Origin of the sequence: Micromonospora sediminimaris (assembly GCF_016863575.1) — a bacterium.
GTDB classification, from domain to species: Bacteria; Actinomycetota; Actinomycetes; order Mycobacteriales; family Micromonosporaceae; genus Micromonospora; species Micromonospora sediminimaris.
In genome coordinates this window covers 135031-152910 of sequence record NZ_BOPD01000006.1, presented here as the reverse complement: position 1 = coordinate 152910, position 17880 = coordinate 135031, and the positions used below count along the sequence as shown (strand labels likewise).

Genomic DNA, 17880 nt, shown 5'->3' with positions numbered 1-17880 from the left:
ACGAGATGACCACAACCGGCAAAGCGTCGAGCGCGAACTCGGCCGGTGCCGTGCCACGTCCCGGCGCGACGCGCAACCTGGTGGTCGCCACCATCGGCTTCACCGTCAACTTCTGGGCCTGGGCGCTGCTCGGCCCGCTCGGCCCGGGCGTCAAGGAGCGCCTCGGGCTCAGCTTCGCTGCCCAGTCGCTGCTGGTCGCGGTGCCGGTGATCGTCGGCTCGCTGGGCCGTGTCCCGGTCGGCGCGCTCACCGACCGGTACGGCGCGCGCATCATGTTTCCCCTGCTCAGCCTCGCCACCATCGTGCCGGTGCTGACCCTGACCGTCGTGGACAGCTACCCGGCGCTGATCGCCACGGGTTTCTTCCTCGGCCTGGGCGGTACGACCTTCGCCATCGGCGTGCCGCTGATCTCCGGCTGGTACCCACCCGCCCGAAAAGGGTTCGCGCTCGGCGTGTTCGGCATCGGCACCGGTGGTACCGCCATCGCCAATTTCACCACCGTGCGCCTTGCCGACACCTACGGCGAGAACACGCCCTTCCTGCTGGTGGCGGCCATTCTTGCTGGCTATGCCGTGCTGGCGTTCCTGCTGCTGCGCGATCCACCCGGCCGTACCGCTCCGGCCGGGTCCGCGCTCGCCCGCACCGCCGAGGTCAGCCGGCTGACCGTCACCTGGCAGCTGTGCTTCCTGTACGCGGTCGGCTTCGGCGGGTTCGTCGCCTTCAGCGTCTACCTGCCCGCGTACCTGCGCACCGCCTACGAGTTGAGCGCCAACGACGCGGCGCTGCGAACCGCCGGCTTCGTCGTCCTGGCCGTGGCCGCCCGCCCAGTCGGCGGCTGGCTTTCCGACCGTCTCCACCCGGTGCCGGTACTCGTATGGTGCTTCGGCGGCACGGCCGTGTTCGCCATCGTTCAGGCGTTCCAGCCGCCCCTGATGCCGGTCGCCACGATCGCTCTCCTCGCCATGGCGGCTCTGTTGGGTGCCGCCAGCGGTGCCGTCTTCGCCCTCGTCGGCAGGGTCGCCCCGGCCGACAAGGTCGGCACGGTGACCGGCGTGGTCGGGGCGGCGGGCGGCCTGGGCGGGTTCGTCCCGCCGCTGATCATGGGCTGGGTGTACGGCATCGAAGGCTCGTACACCATCGGTTTGATGCTGCTGTCCGACGTCGCCCTCGCCGCCGCCGTCTACACCGCCGTCAAGATGAGCCGGGTCGACAAGAAATCAAACCTCGTAGCGGACACAGCGCCCCGCCGGAGCCTCCAAGCCTGATCTGATGACAGATATCGACCAGCAGAGGGAGATCATGCAGAAGTCGTCGCTGACCGACCTGACCGACCAGCTGCTGACCGCGGCGCGGGGCGCGTCCAGCGGGCGTAGCGCCCAGACCGTGCACGGCGGCCACACCAAGACATTGCGGCAAACCGTCATCGCCCTCGTCGCCGGTCAACGGCTGGACGAACACGAGAACCCGGGAGAGGCGACCGTGCACGTGCTGCACGGCCTCGTCCGACTCGCCACCGACACGGCCAGCTGCGACGGCACCGGCGGCGACCTGTTGCTGGTCCCCGACGCCCGGCACAGTCTCGAGGCGCTGCAGGACTCCGTGGTGCTGCTGACCGTCGCCAAGAAAATGTGACACGGCGCGGGGGCGGATCCGTGCCATGCGCTGACGGCATGGATTACCCAACCAAGTTGCAGTGGTGCTCATAGCTGGGCCCGTACAGACTCACTTCCGTGGACAGCGTCCGAAGAGGTGATCAGGTGCGGGTGGCGAAGGCTGACCAGGCGATGGCCTGGAATGGTCCGGAGGGGGCCCACTGGGCCGAGCACCATGATCGGCGGGAGGACCTCGACGATGCGTTGCTCGACCGCCTGTTCCGGTTGGCCGACATCGGCCCCACCGACGTGGTGCTCGACATCGGGTGCGGCACGGGGCGCACCACCCGGAGAGCGGCACGACAATGTGCCCGGGGTCGGGCGGCCGGAGTCGACCGGTCCGCGCCGATGCTCGACCGGGCCCGGGCCGAAGCGGTCCGGGAGGGGCTGACGAACGCCCGGTTCCACCAGGGCGATGCGCCGGTGTACCCATTCCCCCGCGGCCGGCACGACGTGGTGATCAGCAGGTACGACCTCGGGGCCGGTGTCCGCCTCAGCGGTAGGCACTGGGTCGTCACGGCGAGGTGGCAATGACCGGCCACGGGGTGGCCGTCGTGATCGGCGGTTACGGCGCAGTGGGTCGGGTGGTGGCCACCATACTGGCCCGAGATCCGGCGAACGAGGTAGTCGTCGCTGGTCGTGATCTCGCCCGCGCCGAGGCCCTGGCCCGGACCGGCCCGGGCGGGCTGACCCCGCGCCGGTTCGACCTCGACGACCCGCGGGGTCTCGACGGGGTGTTGGCCGACGCCGCCGTGGTGGTCATGTGTGTGGAGCATCGCAACGAGGCGGTGGCGCGCGCATGCCTGGACCGTGGCATTGCCGTCGTCGACATCAGCGCGTCAGCCGACGTGCTGGCCAGCATCGAACGGCTCGATGCCACCGCGAAGCGGACCGGGACGGCCGCCGTGCTCAGCGTCGGGCTGGCACCCGGGCTGACAAACGTGCTGGCGCGACGCTGCACCGAACGCCTGCCGTCCGCGACCTCCGTCGACGTGACGATCCTGCTGGGTACGGCGGGTGACCACGGGCCCGACTCGGTCCGCTGGACGGTGGCGGGACTGACGGCTCCGCCCGACCGGACTCGACGGCCGGGACGGGCCCGGGTGGACCTGCCCGGGTTCGGTGTACGCACCGCGTACCCGTTTCCCTTCTCGGATCAGTACACGTTGACCCGCACGCTCGGCGTCCCGGTGACCACTCGTCTCTGTTTCGACTCCGGTGCGGTGACGGCGGCGTTGTTCGGGCTGCGTGGGGTCGGTGCCTTCCGGCTGGCGGATCGGCTGGGCGGGGCTCGCCTGCTGACCGGTGCGTCGAGCCGACTGCGGCTCGGCGGGGACCGGTTCGTGGTGCACGCTTCGGCCACCGACAGGGGCGGGAGGCAGGTGTGGTCGGCGGTGACGGGCCGTCAGGAGGGTCATGCGACAGGCGTGGTGGCAGCGGAGATCGCCATCGGCCTGATGGGTCGCCGCTATCCGCCCGGGGTGCATCACATCGACCAGATCGTCGACGCGGGTGAGTTCCTGAAGACGATGCAGCGGCACGACCTGGCGGTGCACGAGCACCCGCTGCCGTTCCCGGCCGAGCCGTCGGCAGGCCGGTTGCCAGTTGTTCCCGAGGGAGGTGAGAAGTGATGCAACGAATGCCAGCCGGTCGGCTCCGAGCCGCCATCACCTGGACCACCGTGCTCTTTCTCGTGACGTTCGTCCACCACGTGTACGGGGGTCTCCGGTTCGACAGCCCACAGCGGACCATCCTGGCCGGGGTGTTCAGCGCCGTCTTCGCCGTCACGTATCTGGCATATCGGCTCGGATCGACGATGCGGTGGGCTCGCGCGATCTTCTGGTCCCTGGTCTACGCCTTCTGGGTGGCGGCGGTCGGCCTTTTCGAGGGTGGGTTCAATCACGCCCTGTTCGTCGTGCTGCGGCTGCTGGACGCTCAGACCCTCATCAACGACCTCTATCCCGTTGACGGCGATGCGCGCATCTCGGACGACGTGTTGTTCCAGGGCACCGGGGTGCTGACCCTGGTCACCGCGGTGGTGCTGGCGGTGGCGCCCGCCTGGTCCCGGAAGCCGCCGACTGCCGTCACGCCTCGACGGGCTGCCGGCAGATTGCCGTGAGGATCTCGATCATCGCGGTCGCCGCCGGCGACCGGAACGGCGGGGCGGCCGCTGCGGCATACAACCGGCGGGTCGGCAGGACCGGAACGGTGGGGCGCAGGACGATGTCCGGCCGTAGCGCGGCCTGGGTCAGCGTCGGCACGAGCATGACACCGGCCCGCGCGGCGACCAGGGCCTGCTTGCCGTTCCAGTCGTCGCAGAAGAAGGCGATCTGCGGGGGACCGCCCAACGCCTCGGCGATCGGCGGGATCGGACCGAGGCAGTCCGGATAGGCGCCCTCGATCCACCGCTCGTCCTTCAGTTTCCGCAACGGCACTCGATTGCGCTGCGCCAACGGATGATCGGCCGGCAGGGCGACGTGTAGCCGTTCGTCGCAGAGCGGCACCAGGTCGAGACCGTCCAGCGCTTCGTCGGTGACTCGCGACGCGGACGGGTCGTACTTCGCGCTGGCCGGGTCGACGAACAACTGCCACGAGGTCAGCAGGGCCACGTCGATCCGGCCGTCCCTGATGGCCGCCAGCGGCCCCGCCTCGTCCGGTCGGACAAGGTTCACCGCGACGCCCGGATGGGACTCGGCGAAGCACCGAATGGCTTCCGGAGTCAGCCGGGCGTTGGCGCTCGGGAAGGCCGACACGTTGAGCTGCCCGCCGGTCAGGCTGGTGAAGGCGCGCAACCGGGCTTCCAGGGCGTCGGTCCGCACCAGGATGTCGCGGGCCAGCTCGACGGCGGTCTGCCCGGCCTGGGTGAGCCGTACGCCGCGCGGAAGCCGACGGAACAACGGCACGCCGACGCGCCGTTCCAATCCGCTGATCTGCCGGGATACGGCTGGTTGTGTCATGGACAGCGCCTCGGCCGCGGCGGAGAACGAACCCCGGCTGGCGACCTCCAGGAGCACCCGCAAGGTCCAGGGGTCAATCATGCATGCAGCTTATATCCGTGGTTTCCGCCGAGACCGTACGCTGTGCGTTGTCAGCGACCGGAACTGGCGACCGGAGGCCCCGCACCGACCATTACTCCTGCGCATGGCAGGCGGGCCCGGCGCCTCGGGTGAGGGGCTGAGCCAGGGGGACGTCCCGGGTACGGTTAGGCCCTGTGTCGAGTCCCTGGCCGACGCACGGCGGGCCCAGGCGGGACCGGGGGAGGAGTGGGTGTGACGCAGCGGAGAGCCCTTGTGGTCCGAGGCGGGTGGGAGGGCCACCGGCCGGTCGAGGCGACAGAGTTGTTCATCCCGTTCCTCGAACGCAGCGGATACGCGGTACGGGTGGAGGGGTCGACGGAGGTCTACACCGACGCCGCCGAACTGGCCGACACCGACCTCATCGTGCAGTGCATGACGATGTCGCAGATCACCGCGGAGCAGGTGGCGGGTCTGGCTGCGGCGGTCGTCGCCGGTACGGGTTTCACCGGCTGGCACGGTGGCATCGTCGATTCGTTCCGCGCCTCGTCGGATTACCTGCACCTGGTGGGCGGCCAGTTCGCCACCCATCCGGGCGTCCAGCCGTGCGACCGCAGCGGCGGAGAGGCAGACAACTTCCTGCCTCACTCGGTCACCATCACCGATCTCGGCCGGGAGCATCCGATCACCGCCGGGATCGAGAACTTCGACCTGGTCACCGAACAGTACTGGGTCCTGCACGACGACCTGATCGACGTCCTGGCCACCACCACCCACCCGACCCGGGAGTGGCACCCGTGGCACCGGCCGGTCACCTCACCGGCGATCTGGACCCGACACTGGGGTGCCGGGCGGATCGTGGTGACGACTCCGGGGCACAGCCTCGACGTGCTGGAGCATCCGAGTGTCCGTACCGTCATCGAGAGGGGAATGGTGTGGGCGACCCGCACGGCGTCGGCGTCGTAGGTCTCGGGTTCATCTCCCGCGCGTACCTGAACACGCTGGCCGACCATCCGACCGTGCGCGTCGTCGCGGTGGCCGACCTGGACCCGGCCCGGGCCGACGCGGCCGCCGCCACGATTCCCGGCGCCGAGGCGGTCAGTGTCGAGCGACTGCTCCACCACCCCGACGTGGAAACGGTGCTCAACCTGACCATCCCGGCGGCGCACGCCGAGATCTCGAACGCGGCGATCGACGCCGGCCGGCACGTCTACGTCGAGAAGCCGCTCACCGTCACGCTCCCGGAGGGCCGGTCGCTCATGAACCGGGCGGCGTCGGCCGGCGTCCGCGTCGGATGCGCGCCGGACACCGTTCTGGGCACCGGTACGCAGACCGCCCGCGCGGCGATCGACGGTGGGCTGATCGGCCGCCCGTTCTCCGCATCGGCCGTCATGGTCACTCCGGGACACGAGCGCTGGCACCCCAACCCCGACTTCTACTACGCCCCGGGCGGCGGCCCACTCATGGACATGGGGCCGTACTACATCTCCGCGCTGGTCCACCTGCTCGGGCCGGTCCGGGCGGTGATCGGAGCGGCCAGCCGCCTGCGTGACAGCCGGGTCATCGGCTCGGGCCCCCGGCTCGGGCAGCGGATCCCGGTCGAGGTGCCGACCCACGTGAGCGGTGTGCTGGAACACGAGAGTGGTGCCCTGAGCACGCTCACGACCACCTTCGACGGTGTCGCGACGACGGCCGTGCCGATCGAGGTGCAGGGGGAGGAGGGCACCCTCGCCGTACCCGATCCGAACAACTTCGACGGCGAGGTCCGCCACCTCGCGCTCGACGGCCCTGAATGGCGCACAGTCGAACCGCGGGCCGGGTACGTCGCCGCCGCCCGGGGGGTCGGCCTGATCGACCTGGTCCGGGCCGACGATACGCGTCCGCCACGGGCCAGCGGCGAGGTCGGGCTGCACGTACTCGACATCATGACCAGCCTGCTCCGGTCGGCCGCGGAGGGCCGGCGGATCGAGCTGACCACGGCGGTCCAACGCCCCGCACCCGTCCCGCTCACCCCGGTCGAGGACTGGCTCTCCGCTGTCGTATCCGAAGGCTGAGCAAATCCTCGGCACGCGGATCGCCGTCTTCGCTGGGCTCAGGCGGCCCCGCCGTTGGCGTAGACGATCTGGCCGTTGACCCAGCGCCCGGGACCGGCCAGGAAGGACATCACCTCCTCGGCGTCCTCGGGTGCCGAGGCGCGCTCACTGGGGTTCATGCGCGCCATGCGCTGCACGGTCTCCTCGCCCTGCAGGAGCAGCGTCGTTACTCTGCGTGCTGATTGGCGCTCTGTGCTCGTGATGTGGCGGATCGACGCGGCGTCGTCACGGTGGTCGCCGAATCGGGATCAGCCTGGCCCGGGCAACTGCTCCGTCGCGTCGGTAGAAGTCCCTGATGTTCTCGGCCGGTCGGCGCGGAGTCTCGGCGTACACCTGCGAGTGCAGAGGTAGAACAGCCGCTCAGGTTGGTAGCGGCTGGGTCCGTACGCCCGCCGCGCGGATTTGACAACCCTATAGCTAACGGCTATCTATGAGCGGTCCGGAACGAAGGGATGTGCCTGGGGTGCAGGACGTGGTGCTGGCCATGCTGGCAAAGGAGCCAGCGCACGGGTACGAACTGCGCGGCCGGATGCGTGACGCACTCGGCCCGCTGGGCGACGCGATGAACGCTGGGCAGGTCTACGTGACGCTGGCCCGGCTGGGCAAGGCCGGACTGGTGACCTCGGAGCGGGCCGACGGCCTGCCGGACCGGCCCGACCGCCGGGTCTACGCGCTGACCCCGGCCGGACAGCAACGGGTCGCCGGTTGGCTGGCCGAGGTGAGCTGGCCGAAGCCGGACCTTACGGAGTTCCATTTGAAGCTGGTGACCGCCGCGGCTGGCCGGCTGGCCGATCCCGTGGCACTTGTCGACGCACAGCGGCGCGAGGTACTGCGCCGGCTGCGCGATACGCAGCTCGCCGCATTGGACAGGTCGGTGGATCCGGTCGCCGGGGTGCTGCTGGAGGGTGTGGTGCTACGGCTGCGGGCCGACCTGGAGTGGCTCGAGGCATGCGAGCGAATGTGGACCGATCGTGATCGGACGGCGCGGGAGGCGGAGGCGTGACCGGTTCGATGGCGTTGCGGGCACGTGGGCTGACGAAACGGTACGGCTCGAACAACACACTCGTACGGGCGGTCGACGAGGTCGACCTGGACGTGCCCGCCGGGCAGACGTTGGCGGTGATGGGCCCGAGCGGCTGCGGCAAGTCCACGCTGCTGCACCTACTCGGCGGGCTGCAACGCCCGACCTGTGGGCAGGTGTGGCTGGCCGGGAACCGGATCGACACGCTGACTGAACGGGCGCTGGCCCGGCTGCGGCGGGACCGCATCGGCTTCGTCTTCCAGTCGTTCCACCTCATGGACGAGCTCACCGCGGTCGAGAACGTCGAGCTGGCGGCGCTACTGGCCGGCCGCTCACCGGGGCGGGCCCGCAGGCGGGCGATGTACCTGCTGGACCGGGTCGGGTTGGCCGACCGTGCCGCCCACCTGCCCTCGGCGCTCTCCGGCGGGCAGCGCCAGCGGGTTGCGATCGCCCGCGCCTTGAGTAACGAGCCACTGGTCGTACTCGCCGACGAACCCACCGGCAATCTGGACAGTGCGGCCACCCTGGAGGTGCTGCGGCTGTTCGAGGAGTTGCACACCGCCGGGCAGACCCTCGTGGTGGTCACCCACGACGCCCGCATCGCCGCTGTCTCCGACCGGGTGATCTCGATGCGTGACGGGGCGTTCGCCGACGACAACCGCTTCGCCGCCCCCATCGGGAACGTCTACGGCTGGCGGCGCTGACATGTCCGGCCGCCTTCTGCTCGTCTGCCGGCTGCTGATTCGGGACCTGCGCCGCCGTCGGACCGAGACCCTTCTGCTCCTGGTCGCCATCACCGCCGCCACCGCCACGCTGACCCTCGGCCTCAACCTCAACGAGATCGCCGACCGGCCGTACCAGCAGACCCGGGCCGCCACCGCCGGACCGGACGTGATCATGACACCCCTGGCCACCGGTCAGGCCGCGTTGGACGAACTCGCACCACTGCCGAACGCGGCCGGCGTCGCCGATCACAGCGGTCCCTTCCCGATCGCCTACCTGACCATGACGGCCGCCGGCATCTCCGCCCACGCCGTCGTCGAGGGCCGGGACATCGCACCGGACTCGATCAACCGGCCGGCGATGACCGACGGCACCTGGGTACGCCCGGGCGGCGTGGTCGTCGAGAGCGCCTTCGCTGACGCCCTCGGCATCCGCGTCGGCGACACCGTCGACATCGAAGGCCATCCGCTACGCGTGACCGGAACCGCGGTCACCGCCGCGAGACCGACGTATCCGTACGCCGGGTGGCACTACTCCGGCAGCGTCCTGATCGAGCGCGGCGGCCTGGTCTGGGTCGAGCGCGGCGACATCGCCACGCTTGCGGGCGGTGAGCCGCTGTCGTACACCCTGAACCTCAAACTCACCGACCCGGCGGACAGCGCCAGCTACGGCGTTGGCCCACACGTGGCCACCTGGCAGTGGATCGGCGAGCTCAACGGCCGGCTGTACCAGGACGCGCAGATGGCGCTGCTCGTCGGTAGCTGGCTGCTCAGCGGCCTCGCGCTGGCCGGAGTCGCCGGCATCGTCGCGGGCCGGATCATCGGCCAGCGACGCCGGGTGGGGCTGCTCAAGGCCGTCGGTGCCGGACCGGCCGTGATCGCCGCCGTCCATCTTGCCGAGTACCTCGTCATCGGGCTCACCGCCGGCGCGACGGGCGTGGCCGTGGGCTGGTCCGCCGCACCCGTGCTGATCCGCCCCAGCGTCGGACTCATCGGCTCGGTCAACGCCCAGCCGCCCGCGCTGCGTACGGTGGTCGCAGCCACGGTCCTCGCCCTCGCGATCGCCGTGGCGGCCACCCTGGTACCGGTGATACGCGCCGCCACCACCAGCACCGTCCACGCACTGTCCGACGCCGCGACGCCACCGCAGCGCCGGCAATGGCGGATCTGGCTGTCGCGGCAGTTGCCCACCGCCCTGCTGATCGGGGTGCGGATCAACGCCCGCCGGCCGCGCCGGGCCCGGCTGGTCACCGTGAACGCCCTGATCACCACGACCGCACTCGTCGCCGTACTCGTGATCCGCACCCGGGTGGAGCACTTCGACCTCGGCTACACGGAGCTCGCCAACCCCCGCAGCGAGCGAATGGACCAGGCCCTGCTCGTCGTCATCGTCGTGCTCTGCATCCTTGCGCTCATCAACGCCGTCGTGAGCACCTGGACCGCGGTCCTCGACGCCCGGCAGCCACTGGCCGTCGCGCGGACGCTCGGTGCCACGCCCGCGCAGGCCGGCCTGGGCCTGGCGGTAGCGCAACTGCTGCCCGCCGTACCCGGCGTCGTGGCGGGGATCCCGTCCGGCCTCGGGCTCCTCACGTTCGTCAGCCGTGCCGAGATCCAGTACCCGCCCACTGCCTGGCTGCTCGCCACGGCACTCGGAGTCCTACTCGCCATCGCCGCGCTCACCGCCATCCCCGCAATGCTCGCCACCCGGCCCTCGGTCGTGGACACGCTCCGGTCCGCACCGAGCTGACCGCCGTCACCTGCACCACGACACGTCCTTGAAACGACTCGCACGGCAACGGCCGGATAACCGCGATGCGGAGGTTCGCGCTGCGGCTGGGTTACTGGGCGGGCGTGGTGATGAGTTCGTCGGTGACCCACTGGGCGACGTTGGCGGGGTAGGGCGCGGGCAGTCCGAGGACGATGTGCGGGAAGCCGGCGTCGATCGCTCTGCCGATTGCCTCCCGGGTGATGCTGGGCTGGTCGTAGGAGACCGGTAGGACGATCGATCGGGTGATCGAGGCGGGGTCGCGCCCGATCTCGGTGCAGTAGCGGTCCAGCAGTGCGCTGCGGCGGGCGGCGTCGTCGATGTCGCCGCCGGGGATGTTCCACAGGTCGGCGTGCTCGGCCGCCACCCGCAGCACGGCGGCCGAGCGTCCGCCGACGAGGATCGGTGGATGGGGGCGCTGGACGGGTTTGGGGTTGCAGAATGCCCCGGTGAGCTGGTGGTAGGTCCCGTCGAAGTCGAACGGGTCGGCCTCGGTCCACAGACGCCGAATGACGGTGCACGCCTCGGCGAGGCTGCCCACCGCGTGTGCCGCGTCGTGGAAGGGCAGGCCGTGTGCTTCATATTCGCGCCGGGCCAGGGGGTGGCTGGGTCGTGAACCCGCGCCGATACCGAAGTCGAGCCGTCCGTCGGCGACGATGTCCACGGTCGCGGCGATCTTGGCCAGCATCGCGGGCGGGCGGATGCGGTTGCTGGTCACGAGCAGGCCGAGGCGCAGTCGTCGGGTCTGTGCGGCGAGGGCCGAGAGCAGGGTCCAGCCTTCGTAGGTCGGCCCGTTCGGGTCGCCGCCGATCGGCATGAGGTGATCGAACAGCCACGCGTGCTCGATTTCCGGGATGGTGTCTGCCTCGCGCCAGACCCGCAGGACGTCGTGGTAGTCGACCTGTGACGGGGCGGTCATGATCCCGAACCGAGGCAGGGGTGTATGCGGCATGGGTCCGTCGTCCTTTCTGAAGGGCCACCCTGCGGCGCACCGGGCAGCAGGGGTACGCCTGCTGCTCGGTGCGTGCCTGACGTGACGAGCGATCAGCGACGTCGCCGCGCCGGGTCGAGCAGGGCGGGCGGTGTGTCGTTCTTCTCGTGTGCGGCGAGGTCGACGCCGGGACCGACGATCGCGTCGATCGCGTCGAGCACGTCGGCGGAGAGCACGGTGTCCGCGGCGGCGAGTTGGGCGTGCAGGTGGTCCATCGTGCGGGGGCCGATGATCGCGCTGGTCACGGCGGGGTGTGCGGTGACGAATCCGAGCGCGAGCTGGATCATGCTGAGGCCGGCCTCGTCGGCAACCGTGGCGAGCTGCTCGACGGCGTCGAGCTTGGCGCGGTTGGCGGGGATGCTGATGTCGTAGCGCTGCTGCATGAAGCCCGAGCGGTTGGTGCTGATTTCCTGGCCGGCACGGATCGCACCAGACAGCCATCCCGACGCCAGTGGGCTCCAGGCGAGCACACCCATGCCGTACTCCTCGGTCACCGGCAGCACGTGGGTCTCGACCCCACGCTGCAGGATCGAATAGTTGGGCTGTTCGGTGACATACCGGCCCAGATGGTTCTCCCGGGCGGCCCACTGCGCCTGAACGATGCGGTAGGCGGGGAAGGTCGACGAGCCGAAGTACCGGATCTTTCCCGCCCGCTGGAGATCGGTAAGCACTGACAGCGTCTCCTCGTCGCTGGTGCTCGGGTCCCACCTGTGGATCTGATAAAGATCCACGTGGTCGGCGCCGAGGCGGCGCAGGCTGTTGTCCAACGCGGTGACCAACCACCGGCGTGAACTGCCCCGATGGTTGCGCTCGTCGCCCATCGGCAAGCTCGCCTTGGTGGCCAGCACGACGTCGTCGCGGCGACCGGCGATGGCCTTGCCGATCATCTCCTCGGACTGGCCGCCGCTGTACACGTCAGCGGTGTCGATGAGGTTGATCCCCGCATCGAGGGCCGCATCGACGATGGCGGTCGCTTCCTCCTGCGTGGTGTTGCCGATCTTCCCAAAGTTCATCGCGCCGAGCACGAGGCTGCTGACCTGCACACCGGTGCGGCCCAAAGTGCGGTACTGCATGACTTGTCTCCTTTGCGACGTGAGGTGGTTTGCGAAGCGCGGCTTGGGTCTTGGCTCGCCGGTTCAGTATGCTGACTGAGCGGAACCGTGTTCCGGTATCAAACATACGGAACGTGGTTCCGGATGGCAAGTCACGTGGCGGAGGTAACGCGCAGTGGTCAGCACCGACAGCGGATCAGGGTCGTCAGCCAGGCGAAAGCGTGCGGACGCCCGACGTAACGAGGAGACACTGCTGGACGCCGCCGCCGCGGCCTTCGTCGCCTCCGGCGTCGATGTGCCCGTGCGCGACATCGCCGCCAGGGCCGGCGTGGGCATCGGCACGATCTACCGCCATTTTCCGACGCGGGCCGATCTCATCGTCGCGGTCTACCGGCACCAGGTCGAGGCATGCGCTGAGGCCGGTCCGGCACTGCTGGCGAGCAGCAGTACACCGCATGCCGCCCTGGTGCGTTGGATCGACCTCTTCGTCGACTTCCTGGTCACCAAGCACGGCCTTGCCGAGGCGTTGCAGTCCGACGATGCCGCCTTCGAGACTCTGCACGCCTATTTCATCGACCGCCTCGTCCCCGTGTGTGCCCAACTCCTCGACGCAGCTGCCGCGGCGGGCGAGATCCGCCCCGACATGGATGCCTACGAACTGCTGCGTGGCGTCGGCAATCTCTGTATCGGCGCGGATGACAATCCCCGCTACGACGCGCGTCGCCTGGTCGGACTCCTCACCGAAGGACTGCGCCTCCGCTAGGCAGTCGGCTGCGATCTCCGCCTTCCGCGCCGGTCCTGGGGCCGGCGGTAGATTCGCCGCCACAACGGCGGTCGACGGAAGGGCAATCGGGAATGGACGGCAGGACCGAGGAGCTGCGACACGCGCACGACGTGCTGTCGGAGTGGTACGCGAAGAACGTGGCCGGGGCGCTTGAGCGGATGCCGATCGAGCGGGCGATGCTCGACCTGTTCGCCGAGCTGACCCTGGCGGTGGGGCCGGAGGTCGCGGATGTGGGTTGCGGCACCGGGCGACTTCTGCCGTACCTCGCCGACCGGGGTCTGTCGCCGCGCGGGGTGGACCTCTCGCCGGGAATGATCGAGGTGGCGCGGCGGGACAACCCGGGCTTCGCGTACGAGGTCGCCGACCTGCGCGAGCTGCCGTTCGAGGATGCGTCGCTGGCCGGGGTGGTGTGCTGGTTCTCGTTGATCTACCTTCCGCCCGAGGCCCGGGCTCACGCGTTCGCCGAACTCGCCCGGGTCGTGCGGCCGGGCGGCTACCTGGTGGCGGCCTTCAAGCACGGCGACGGCACCGCGCACCGTAACGGTCCCGGCAGCCGCATCGCCAGCTTCGGCATCGACTTCGATCGCTACTGGCTTTCGGCCCGGGAGATGGTGGACCGCTTCGCCGCCGCCGGGCTCGCGCTGGTTTTTCAGGGCAGCACTCCGTTCGAGAATGGCGAGCCACCGTACGGCTACCTGCTGGTCCGCAAGACCGACGCGGCGACCGCGTAGCCGTACTCCTGCCGCAGCGCGAATTCCCTGACCGGACCGCTGCGGGCCGTGGCCGGACCGGAGGCACGTTACCCGGTGAAGTAGGAGGCGCTCTCCGCGTCTGCCGGGTAGTAGGACTCGATCGCGATCTCGTCGATGGTGATGTCCATCGGGGTGCCGAACGTGGTGATGGTCGAGAACAGTCGCAGTTCCCGCCCGTCGATGTTGAGGATCATCGGGATCACGACGTCGGCGTCGATCCGTTGACCTGGCGCCTCGTCGGGCCCGGGCGCCAGGAGTTCCTCGTAGAGCGCGGTGAGGTCAGGGTCGGGAGCGGTGGCGAGTTGGCGCGAGATCCGGCTGCGGAACACCGCGCGTACGTCGGCCAGGTTGACGACCAGGCGGGCGAGCCCGCGTGGGTGCAGTCCCAGCCGTACCAGGTTGACCGGTGGCCGCAGCAGGTCGGGAGCCACCTGTGCGAAGAACGGTTCGACGGCGCGGTTGGTCATCACGATGTTCCATCGGCGGTCGAAGACCACCGCTGGATAGGGCTCGTGCGCGCGCAGCACCCGGCGGATCGCGTCGTGGGCAGCCGTCAGTGCGTCGTCGTCGAGTGGACGCTCGGTGTAGCGGGGTGCGAAGCCACCGGCGAGCAGGAGCCGATTGCGATCGCGTAGCGGCACATGGAGTTGAGCGGCGAGCCGGAGGATCATGTCGGCGCTCGGTTTGGATCTGCCCGTCTCGACCAGGCTGACGTGCCGGGCCGAGACGTCCGTGGCGATGGCGAGATCGAGTTGGCTGAGCCCCCGGCGGTGTCGCCACTGTCGTAGGAGTTCCCCGACCGTGTACACGGTCATGGAGCGTACTCATCGAGGAGCCGGGCGCCATGACATCCGATGTCATCGACAGGCGTCGCGGGTGCGGGAAACACTGCGTCCATGACCACGGAGAACAAGACGATCGTCCAACGGGCGCTGGCAGGGCTGATCGAGACAGGTGACGTCGACGCGCTCGCCCAACTGCTGAAAGACGACTTCGTGCACCACCGGCCGGGTTCGATCACATCGACCAAGAGGGAGTGGCTCGCCGCCGTCCGCGCCGCGCTGGTGCCGCTCGCCGATATGCGGGTCGAGACTCATCAGGTGCTGGCCGACGGCGATCACGTCGTGGTGTACTCGCGACGCTGGCTTCCGGACACCGGGTCGGAGATCGCGGTCGTCGACATCTGGCGGATCGACGACGGGCTGATCGCCGAAGGGTGGGAGATCATCGAGCCGGTCGCTCAGGTTGCCGCGAATCTGGCGTGGTGGGAACCGGCCCAGTGCTGACCGCAACCGACGAGCCGGGCTACGAAATGGTCGAGGCCGCCATCAGTCGCGCGGCGCCGTCCTGACCGAGGGCAAGTGATCGAAGGGGAGGAATCTCCATGAACGTCGCTGCCATCGTCGGCGGAGGGCTGGCGCTGTTCATCGCGGTGGCTGCGCTCGTCCACCTGGGCCGTCGGCGCGCCACACCGTACGCCCTCGGCCGGTCGTTACGACTGCTCGCGCTCGGGGTGACGCTGGGGCTCGCCGTCGCCATGCTGCCCGCCACCGTGTCGGACAGCGGCGCCGCCACGGGTTATCTGCTGGGGGTGCCGACGGTCGTGGCCCTGCTGCCGCTCGGCGCAGAGCTGGCGGGCCGCTTGGTCGGTGTCGCGACGACGCTGGCGGCGATCGTGATGCTGGCCTGGGGGCTGCTTCTCGGTCTCGGTGACGGCGTCTACTTCGTGATTCCGGCCCTGATCCTCGGTGCGGCCGCAGTCGCATCGATCACGCCACGGCGCGGGATACCGGCCTCCGACTACCGGAACCGCCCCCGGACACGGTCGTGAAGGGCCACCGGAGGCGGTGACAGCCGCATCGCCACGGGCGATCGGGGCACTGATCGCGCTCTCGACCTCGGCGTTCTGTTACGTCGCCATGGAGACGCTGCCGATCGGGATCCTGTCGCTCATCGCCGCCGATCTGAATGTGTCGGTGTCCCACACCGGCCTGCTCGTCACCGGGTACGCGGTCACCGTCGCGATCGTCTCCGTTCCGCTGACGTACCTCACCCAGCGGGTGGCGCGTCGTCGCCTGCTGACCGTCCTGCTGGGCGTACTGGTCATCGCCACGCTGGTCTCGGCCGCCGCCCGCGACTACCAGATGCTGCTCTGGGCGCGCGTGGTCGTAGCGCTCACCCAGGCGCTGTTCTGGGCGGTGGTGGCGCCCGCCGCCGCAGGCATGTTCCCGCTCCGGGTACGTGGAAAGGTCACCGCTGTCGTGTTCGCCGGGGCCTCCCTCGGCCCGATGCTCGGCGTGCCGGCCGGTACCTGGCTCGGACAGCAGCTCGGATGGCGTGCGGCGTTTCTGGCCCTGGCTGGTCTGGCGCTGGCCGCGTTCGTGGCGATCGTGACGCTGATGCCGTCGACGCCGATGATGGCCACCCATGCGTTCACCGGCACCAGCCCGGACACCCGCCGCTACGCCACCGTGGTGCTCGCCACCGCGTTGTCGGTGGGCGGGTTGTTCACGGCGTTCACCTACACGGCTGTGTTCCTGACCGACGTCACCGGGTTCGCTCCCGCGGCCGTCGGCCTTCTTCTCCTCGTCCGAGGGCTCGCGGACTTCGCCGGCATCAGCGTCGGCGGAATCGCGAGCGACCGCAACCAGCGCGCGGCGATGCTGATGCCGGTGCTGCTGCTCGCGGTCGCCCTGCTCGGGATGTTCGTCCTCGCCGATTCGACACCCGCGACCGGAGTGCTGCTGGCCCTGACCGGGTTCGCCATGGGTGCGCTCACGCCGGCGCTGCAGAACCGGGTACTCGAAGTGGCGCCGGGACGTTCCGACCTGGCGGCGGCGGGAAACTCCGCCGCCTTCAACGTCGGCATCGCCGGAGGATCCCTGCTCGGTGCCCTCCTCCTGCCCGGGTACGGCGTGCGCAGCACGGCCCTGGTCGGCGGTCTGCTGGCCGTCGCTGCGCTCGCCGTCCTGTTGGCCGAGCCATTGATCGCCAACGGCGGCCGGTCGAGCGGTGCCACAAACTATCCGCCGACGGCTCGCATGAGTCGCGGCTGACCGCTGAGGCGACCCGCTGACGCTGTTCAGTCGGGCAGTTCGGGAATCGCGCCGGCAGTGACCAGCCCGGCGAGCGTGAGGGGTTGGTCGCCGTCGCTGTGCCCGAGGACGAGGGCGAGCTGCCTCTCCGGTGCCTCGTGGGGTGCCCAGACGCGCAGGTCGCCGTAGAGATCCTGACGAAGCAGCGCGTCGTAGACCGCCGGACGGTCCGCCTGCGGGTTCCGCAGGAGGTAATCGACGCTACGCACGCGGTGCGGTCCCCACTGCTCGTCCAACGCTCGGGTCAGCGTGGCCAGATGCCGGTCGCCGGCCTCCAACTGCTCGGTCCACTCGGGGTCGCGCAGGCCGGTGAGATCCGGTCCCTCCCACAGCGGCAGGAGCACGAAGCCGGCGGCGCGGGTGGCCACCCATTCGCCGGTGTGCGGGTCGGATTCGATCGAGGTGGGGCTGCCGGCGGACGGTATCGGTCCGGTCAGGAGCGCCGTGACGGCCCCGAGGGCCCGGGACACATCGAAGTCAAGGCCACGTACGACGGTCACCGTGCCCATCTTGCCGCACGTTGCCGAATTGCCCGGAGGGACCGGCAGCTCCGCGTCGCCAACCGCTGCCGCGACTACGGCGTACGGCGTTCGAGGTCGCTCTTGAGGGTGGCCAGCATGCCCACCGCGGCGCTGGCGTAGTCGCCGATCCACCGGTCGTGGATGTGCTTGATCGGTAGCGGGTCGAGATGGTTCCACCGCTCGCGTCCCTTGCGCTGGGCGATGACCAGCCCGGCCGCCTCCAGCACCCGCAGGTGCTGCATCACCGTGCATCGGTCCAGGTGCGGGAACCGTTCGCAGAGGTCGCCGGTGGTCCGGGCCTGGTTCTTGAGCGCGTCGAGGAGCTGCCGCCGGGTCGACGACGCCAGCGCCTTGAAAACCCGGTCCTCGTCGACCTGTTCCGGGCTGACGCGCTCGCCACGACGACTCGACATGTTAT

The 17880-nt window shown here is 69.9% G+C and carries 22 protein-coding genes; 15 read left to right on the top strand and 7 right to left on the bottom strand.

What is annotated here, in order from left to right; genetic code table 11:
* The first annotated feature begins 5 nt into the window (after positions 1–5).
* The 5 genes from Vse01_RS03620 (at position 6) to Vse01_RS03600 (ending at position 3771) form a co-directional block, all read left to right on the top strand.
* A complete protein-coding gene (locus tag Vse01_RS03620) occupies positions 6–1265 on the top strand; it encodes an MFS transporter (RefSeq protein ID WP_093402563.1) in 1260 nt (419 codons plus the stop codon).
* Positions 1266–1269: 4 nt separating this feature from the next.
* Positions 1270–1632, top strand: coding sequence for a cupin domain-containing protein (locus tag Vse01_RS03615; RefSeq protein WP_232511118.1), 363 nt, complete (start codon positions 1270–1272; stop codon positions 1630–1632).
* 98 nt (positions 1633–1730) lie between these two features.
* Positions 1731–2186, top strand: a complete 456-nt coding sequence (locus tag Vse01_RS03610; protein ID WP_198413141.1) for a class I SAM-dependent methyltransferase — start codon at positions 1731–1733, stop codon at positions 2184–2186.
* Entirely contained in the window at positions 2183–3283 is a 1101-nt protein-coding gene (locus tag Vse01_RS03605; protein WP_093402565.1) for a saccharopine dehydrogenase family protein, read from the top strand. Before Vse01_RS03610 ends, Vse01_RS03605 begins: the two co-directional genes overlap by 4 nt.
* Complete coding sequence (locus tag Vse01_RS03600) at positions 3283–3771, top strand: hypothetical protein (RefSeq protein ID WP_139233101.1); 489 nt, start codon at positions 3283–3285, stop codon at positions 3769–3771. Before Vse01_RS03605 ends, Vse01_RS03600 begins: the two co-directional genes overlap by 1 nt.
* Here Vse01_RS03600 and Vse01_RS03595 read toward each other — a convergent pair.
* The gene (locus tag Vse01_RS03595) at positions 3737–4690 is read right to left on the bottom strand and encodes a LysR family transcriptional regulator (protein ID WP_093402567.1); all 954 of its coding nucleotides are present in this window, start codon (positions 4688–4690) and stop codon (positions 3737–3739) included. The genes Vse01_RS03600 and Vse01_RS03595 overlap by 35 nt on opposite strands.
* 231 nt (positions 4691–4921) lie before the next feature.
* On the opposite strand from Vse01_RS03595, the gene Vse01_RS03590 reads away from it, so the two are divergent.
* Both Vse01_RS03590 and Vse01_RS03585 read left to right on the top strand, forming a co-directional pair.
* Positions 4922–5632: a ThuA domain-containing protein gene (locus Vse01_RS03590; protein WP_093402804.1), complete on the top strand. Its 711-nt coding sequence runs from the start codon at positions 4922–4924 to the stop codon at positions 5630–5632.
* On the top strand, positions 5602–6720 hold the full coding sequence (locus Vse01_RS03585) for a Gfo/Idh/MocA family protein (protein ID WP_093402568.1): 1119 nt from the start codon (positions 5602–5604) through the stop codon (positions 6718–6720). The genes Vse01_RS03590 and Vse01_RS03585 overlap by 31 nt, the downstream gene beginning before the upstream one ends.
* Before the next feature lie 38 nt (positions 6721–6758).
* Here Vse01_RS03585 and Vse01_RS29580 read toward each other — a convergent pair whose 3' ends face one another.
* Positions 6759–6887: a hypothetical protein gene (locus Vse01_RS29580; protein WP_275415487.1), complete on the bottom strand. Its 129-nt coding sequence runs from the start codon at positions 6885–6887 to the stop codon at positions 6759–6761.
* A 326-nt stretch (positions 6888–7213) separates the two neighbouring features.
* Here Vse01_RS29580 and Vse01_RS03575 point away from each other — a divergent pair, with 326 nt between their 5' ends.
* From Vse01_RS03575 to Vse01_RS03565, 3 genes are read left to right on the top strand one after another with little or no spacing between them, the layout of a single operon-like run.
* Positions 7214–7762 (top strand): PadR family transcriptional regulator, encoded by a 549-nt coding sequence (locus Vse01_RS03575; protein WP_232511119.1) that lies wholly within the window; start codon positions 7214–7216, stop codon positions 7760–7762.
* On the top strand, positions 7759–8484 hold the full coding sequence (locus tag Vse01_RS03570; protein WP_232511120.1) for an ABC transporter ATP-binding protein: 726 nt from the start codon (positions 7759–7761) through the stop codon (positions 8482–8484). Before Vse01_RS03575 ends, Vse01_RS03570 begins: the two co-directional genes overlap by 4 nt.
* 1 nt (position 8485) lies before the next feature.
* Positions 8486–10249, top strand: coding sequence for an FtsX-like permease family protein (locus tag Vse01_RS03565; RefSeq protein WP_093402570.1), 1764 nt, complete (start codon positions 8486–8488; stop codon positions 10247–10249).
* 91 nt (positions 10250–10340) lie between these two features.
* Here the strand turns inward: Vse01_RS03565 and Vse01_RS03560 are convergent, their stop codons facing one another.
* Positions 10341–11186: an LLM class flavin-dependent oxidoreductase gene (locus tag Vse01_RS03560; RefSeq protein ID WP_232511121.1), complete on the bottom strand. Its 846-nt coding sequence runs from the start codon at positions 11184–11186 to the stop codon at positions 10341–10343.
* A 125-nt stretch (positions 11187–11311) separates the two neighbouring features.
* Positions 11312–12331 carry an aldo/keto reductase gene (locus Vse01_RS03555; RefSeq protein ID WP_093402572.1) on the bottom strand — a complete coding sequence of 340 codons (1020 nt, stop codon included), beginning with the start codon at positions 12329–12331 and terminating at the stop codon, positions 11312–11314.
* 154 nt (positions 12332–12485) lie between these two features.
* Here Vse01_RS03555 and Vse01_RS03550 point away from each other — a divergent pair, with 154 nt between their 5' ends.
* Together Vse01_RS03550 and Vse01_RS03545 are read left to right on the top strand one after the other, a co-directional pair.
* The gene (locus Vse01_RS03550) at positions 12486–13073 is read left to right on the top strand and encodes a TetR/AcrR family transcriptional regulator (RefSeq protein WP_093402573.1); all 588 of its coding nucleotides are present in this window, start codon (positions 12486–12488) and stop codon (positions 13071–13073) included.
* 92 nt (positions 13074–13165) lie between these two features.
* Positions 13166–13825, top strand: a complete 660-nt coding sequence (locus tag Vse01_RS03545) for a class I SAM-dependent methyltransferase (RefSeq protein ID WP_093402574.1) — start codon at positions 13166–13168, stop codon at positions 13823–13825.
* A gap of 68 nt (positions 13826–13893) precedes the next feature.
* Here Vse01_RS03545 and Vse01_RS03540 read toward each other — a convergent pair whose 3' ends face one another.
* On the bottom strand, positions 13894–14661 hold the full coding sequence (locus Vse01_RS03540) for a helix-turn-helix domain-containing protein (protein ID WP_170863350.1): 768 nt from the start codon (positions 14659–14661) through the stop codon (positions 13894–13896).
* An 81-nt stretch (positions 14662–14742) separates the two neighbouring features.
* Here Vse01_RS03540 and Vse01_RS03535 point away from each other — a divergent pair, with 81 nt between their 5' ends.
* The 3 genes from Vse01_RS03535 to Vse01_RS03525 all read left to right on the top strand — a co-directional run bounded on the left by Vse01_RS03535 (position 14743) and on the right by Vse01_RS03525 (position 16902).
* The gene (locus tag Vse01_RS03535; RefSeq protein ID WP_093402575.1) at positions 14743–15132 is read left to right on the top strand and encodes a nuclear transport factor 2 family protein; all 390 of its coding nucleotides are present in this window, start codon (positions 14743–14745) and stop codon (positions 15130–15132) included.
* Between the two features lie 98 nt (positions 15133–15230).
* Positions 15231–15677 (top strand): hypothetical protein, encoded by a 447-nt coding sequence (locus tag Vse01_RS03530; RefSeq protein ID WP_093402576.1) that lies wholly within the window; start codon positions 15231–15233, stop codon positions 15675–15677.
* Between the two features lie 16 nt (positions 15678–15693).
* Positions 15694–16902, top strand: coding sequence for an MFS transporter (locus Vse01_RS03525; RefSeq protein WP_232511122.1), 1209 nt, complete (start codon positions 15694–15696; stop codon positions 16900–16902).
* 26 nt (positions 16903–16928) lie between these two features.
* On the opposite strand, the gene Vse01_RS03520 is transcribed toward Vse01_RS03525, so the two are convergent.
* Together Vse01_RS03520 and Vse01_RS03515 are read right to left on the bottom strand one after the other, a co-directional pair.
* Positions 16929–17441: a hypothetical protein gene (locus Vse01_RS03520; RefSeq protein ID WP_093402808.1), complete on the bottom strand. Its 513-nt coding sequence runs from the start codon at positions 17439–17441 to the stop codon at positions 16929–16931.
* A gap of 74 nt (positions 17442–17515) precedes the next feature.
* Positions 17516–17875 carry an ArsR/SmtB family transcription factor gene (locus Vse01_RS03515; protein WP_093402577.1) on the bottom strand — a complete coding sequence of 120 codons (360 nt, stop codon included), beginning with the start codon at positions 17873–17875 and terminating at the stop codon, positions 17516–17518.
* Between the last annotated feature and the right edge of the window lie 5 nt (positions 17876–17880).

What these genes read in the sequence shown, in the direction of transcription:
- Vse01_RS03530 (WP_093402576.1), top strand. Translation starts at nt 15,231, where the DNA reads ATGAACGTCGCTGCCATCGTCGGCGGAGGGCTGGCGCTGTTCATCGCG.
- Vse01_RS03615 (WP_232511118.1), top strand. Translation starts at nt 1,270, where the DNA reads ATGACAGATATCGACCAGCAGAGGGAGATCATGCAGAAGTCGTCGCTG.
- Vse01_RS03555 (WP_093402572.1), bottom strand. Translation starts at nt 12,331, where the DNA reads ATGCAGTACCGCACTTTGGGCCGCACCGGTGTGCAGGTCAGCAGCCTC.
- Vse01_RS03540 (WP_170863350.1), bottom strand. Translation starts at nt 14,661, where the DNA reads ATGACCGTGTACACGGTCGGGGAACTCCTACGACAGTGGCGACACCGC.
- Vse01_RS03620 (WP_093402563.1), top strand. Translation starts at nt 6, where the DNA reads ATGACCACAACCGGCAAAGCGTCGAGCGCGAACTCGGCCGGTGCCGTG.
- Vse01_RS29580 (WP_275415487.1), bottom strand. Translation starts at nt 6,887, where the DNA reads ATGGCGCGCATGAACCCCAGTGAGCGCGCCTCGGCACCCGAGGACGCC.
- Vse01_RS03535 (WP_093402575.1), top strand. Translation starts at nt 14,743, where the DNA reads ATGACCACGGAGAACAAGACGATCGTCCAACGGGCGCTGGCAGGGCTG.
- Vse01_RS03565 (WP_093402570.1), top strand. Translation starts at nt 8,486, where the DNA reads ATGTCCGGCCGCCTTCTGCTCGTCTGCCGGCTGCTGATTCGGGACCTG.
- Vse01_RS03515 (WP_093402577.1), bottom strand. Translation starts at nt 17,875, where the DNA reads ATGTCGAGTCGTCGTGGCGAGCGCGTCAGCCCGGAACAGGTCGACGAG.
- Vse01_RS03600 (WP_139233101.1), top strand. Translation starts at nt 3,283, where the DNA reads ATGCAACGAATGCCAGCCGGTCGGCTCCGAGCCGCCATCACCTGGACC.
- Vse01_RS03560 (WP_232511121.1), bottom strand. Translation starts at nt 11,186, where the DNA reads ATGACCGCCCCGTCACAGGTCGACTACCACGACGTCCTGCGGGTCTGG.
- Vse01_RS03595 (WP_093402567.1), bottom strand. Translation starts at nt 4,690, where the DNA reads ATGATTGACCCCTGGACCTTGCGGGTGCTCCTGGAGGTCGCCAGCCGG.
- Vse01_RS03545 (WP_093402574.1), top strand. Translation starts at nt 13,166, where the DNA reads ATGGACGGCAGGACCGAGGAGCTGCGACACGCGCACGACGTGCTGTCG.
- Vse01_RS03605 (WP_093402565.1), top strand. Translation starts at nt 2,183, where the DNA reads ATGACCGGCCACGGGGTGGCCGTCGTGATCGGCGGTTACGGCGCAGTG.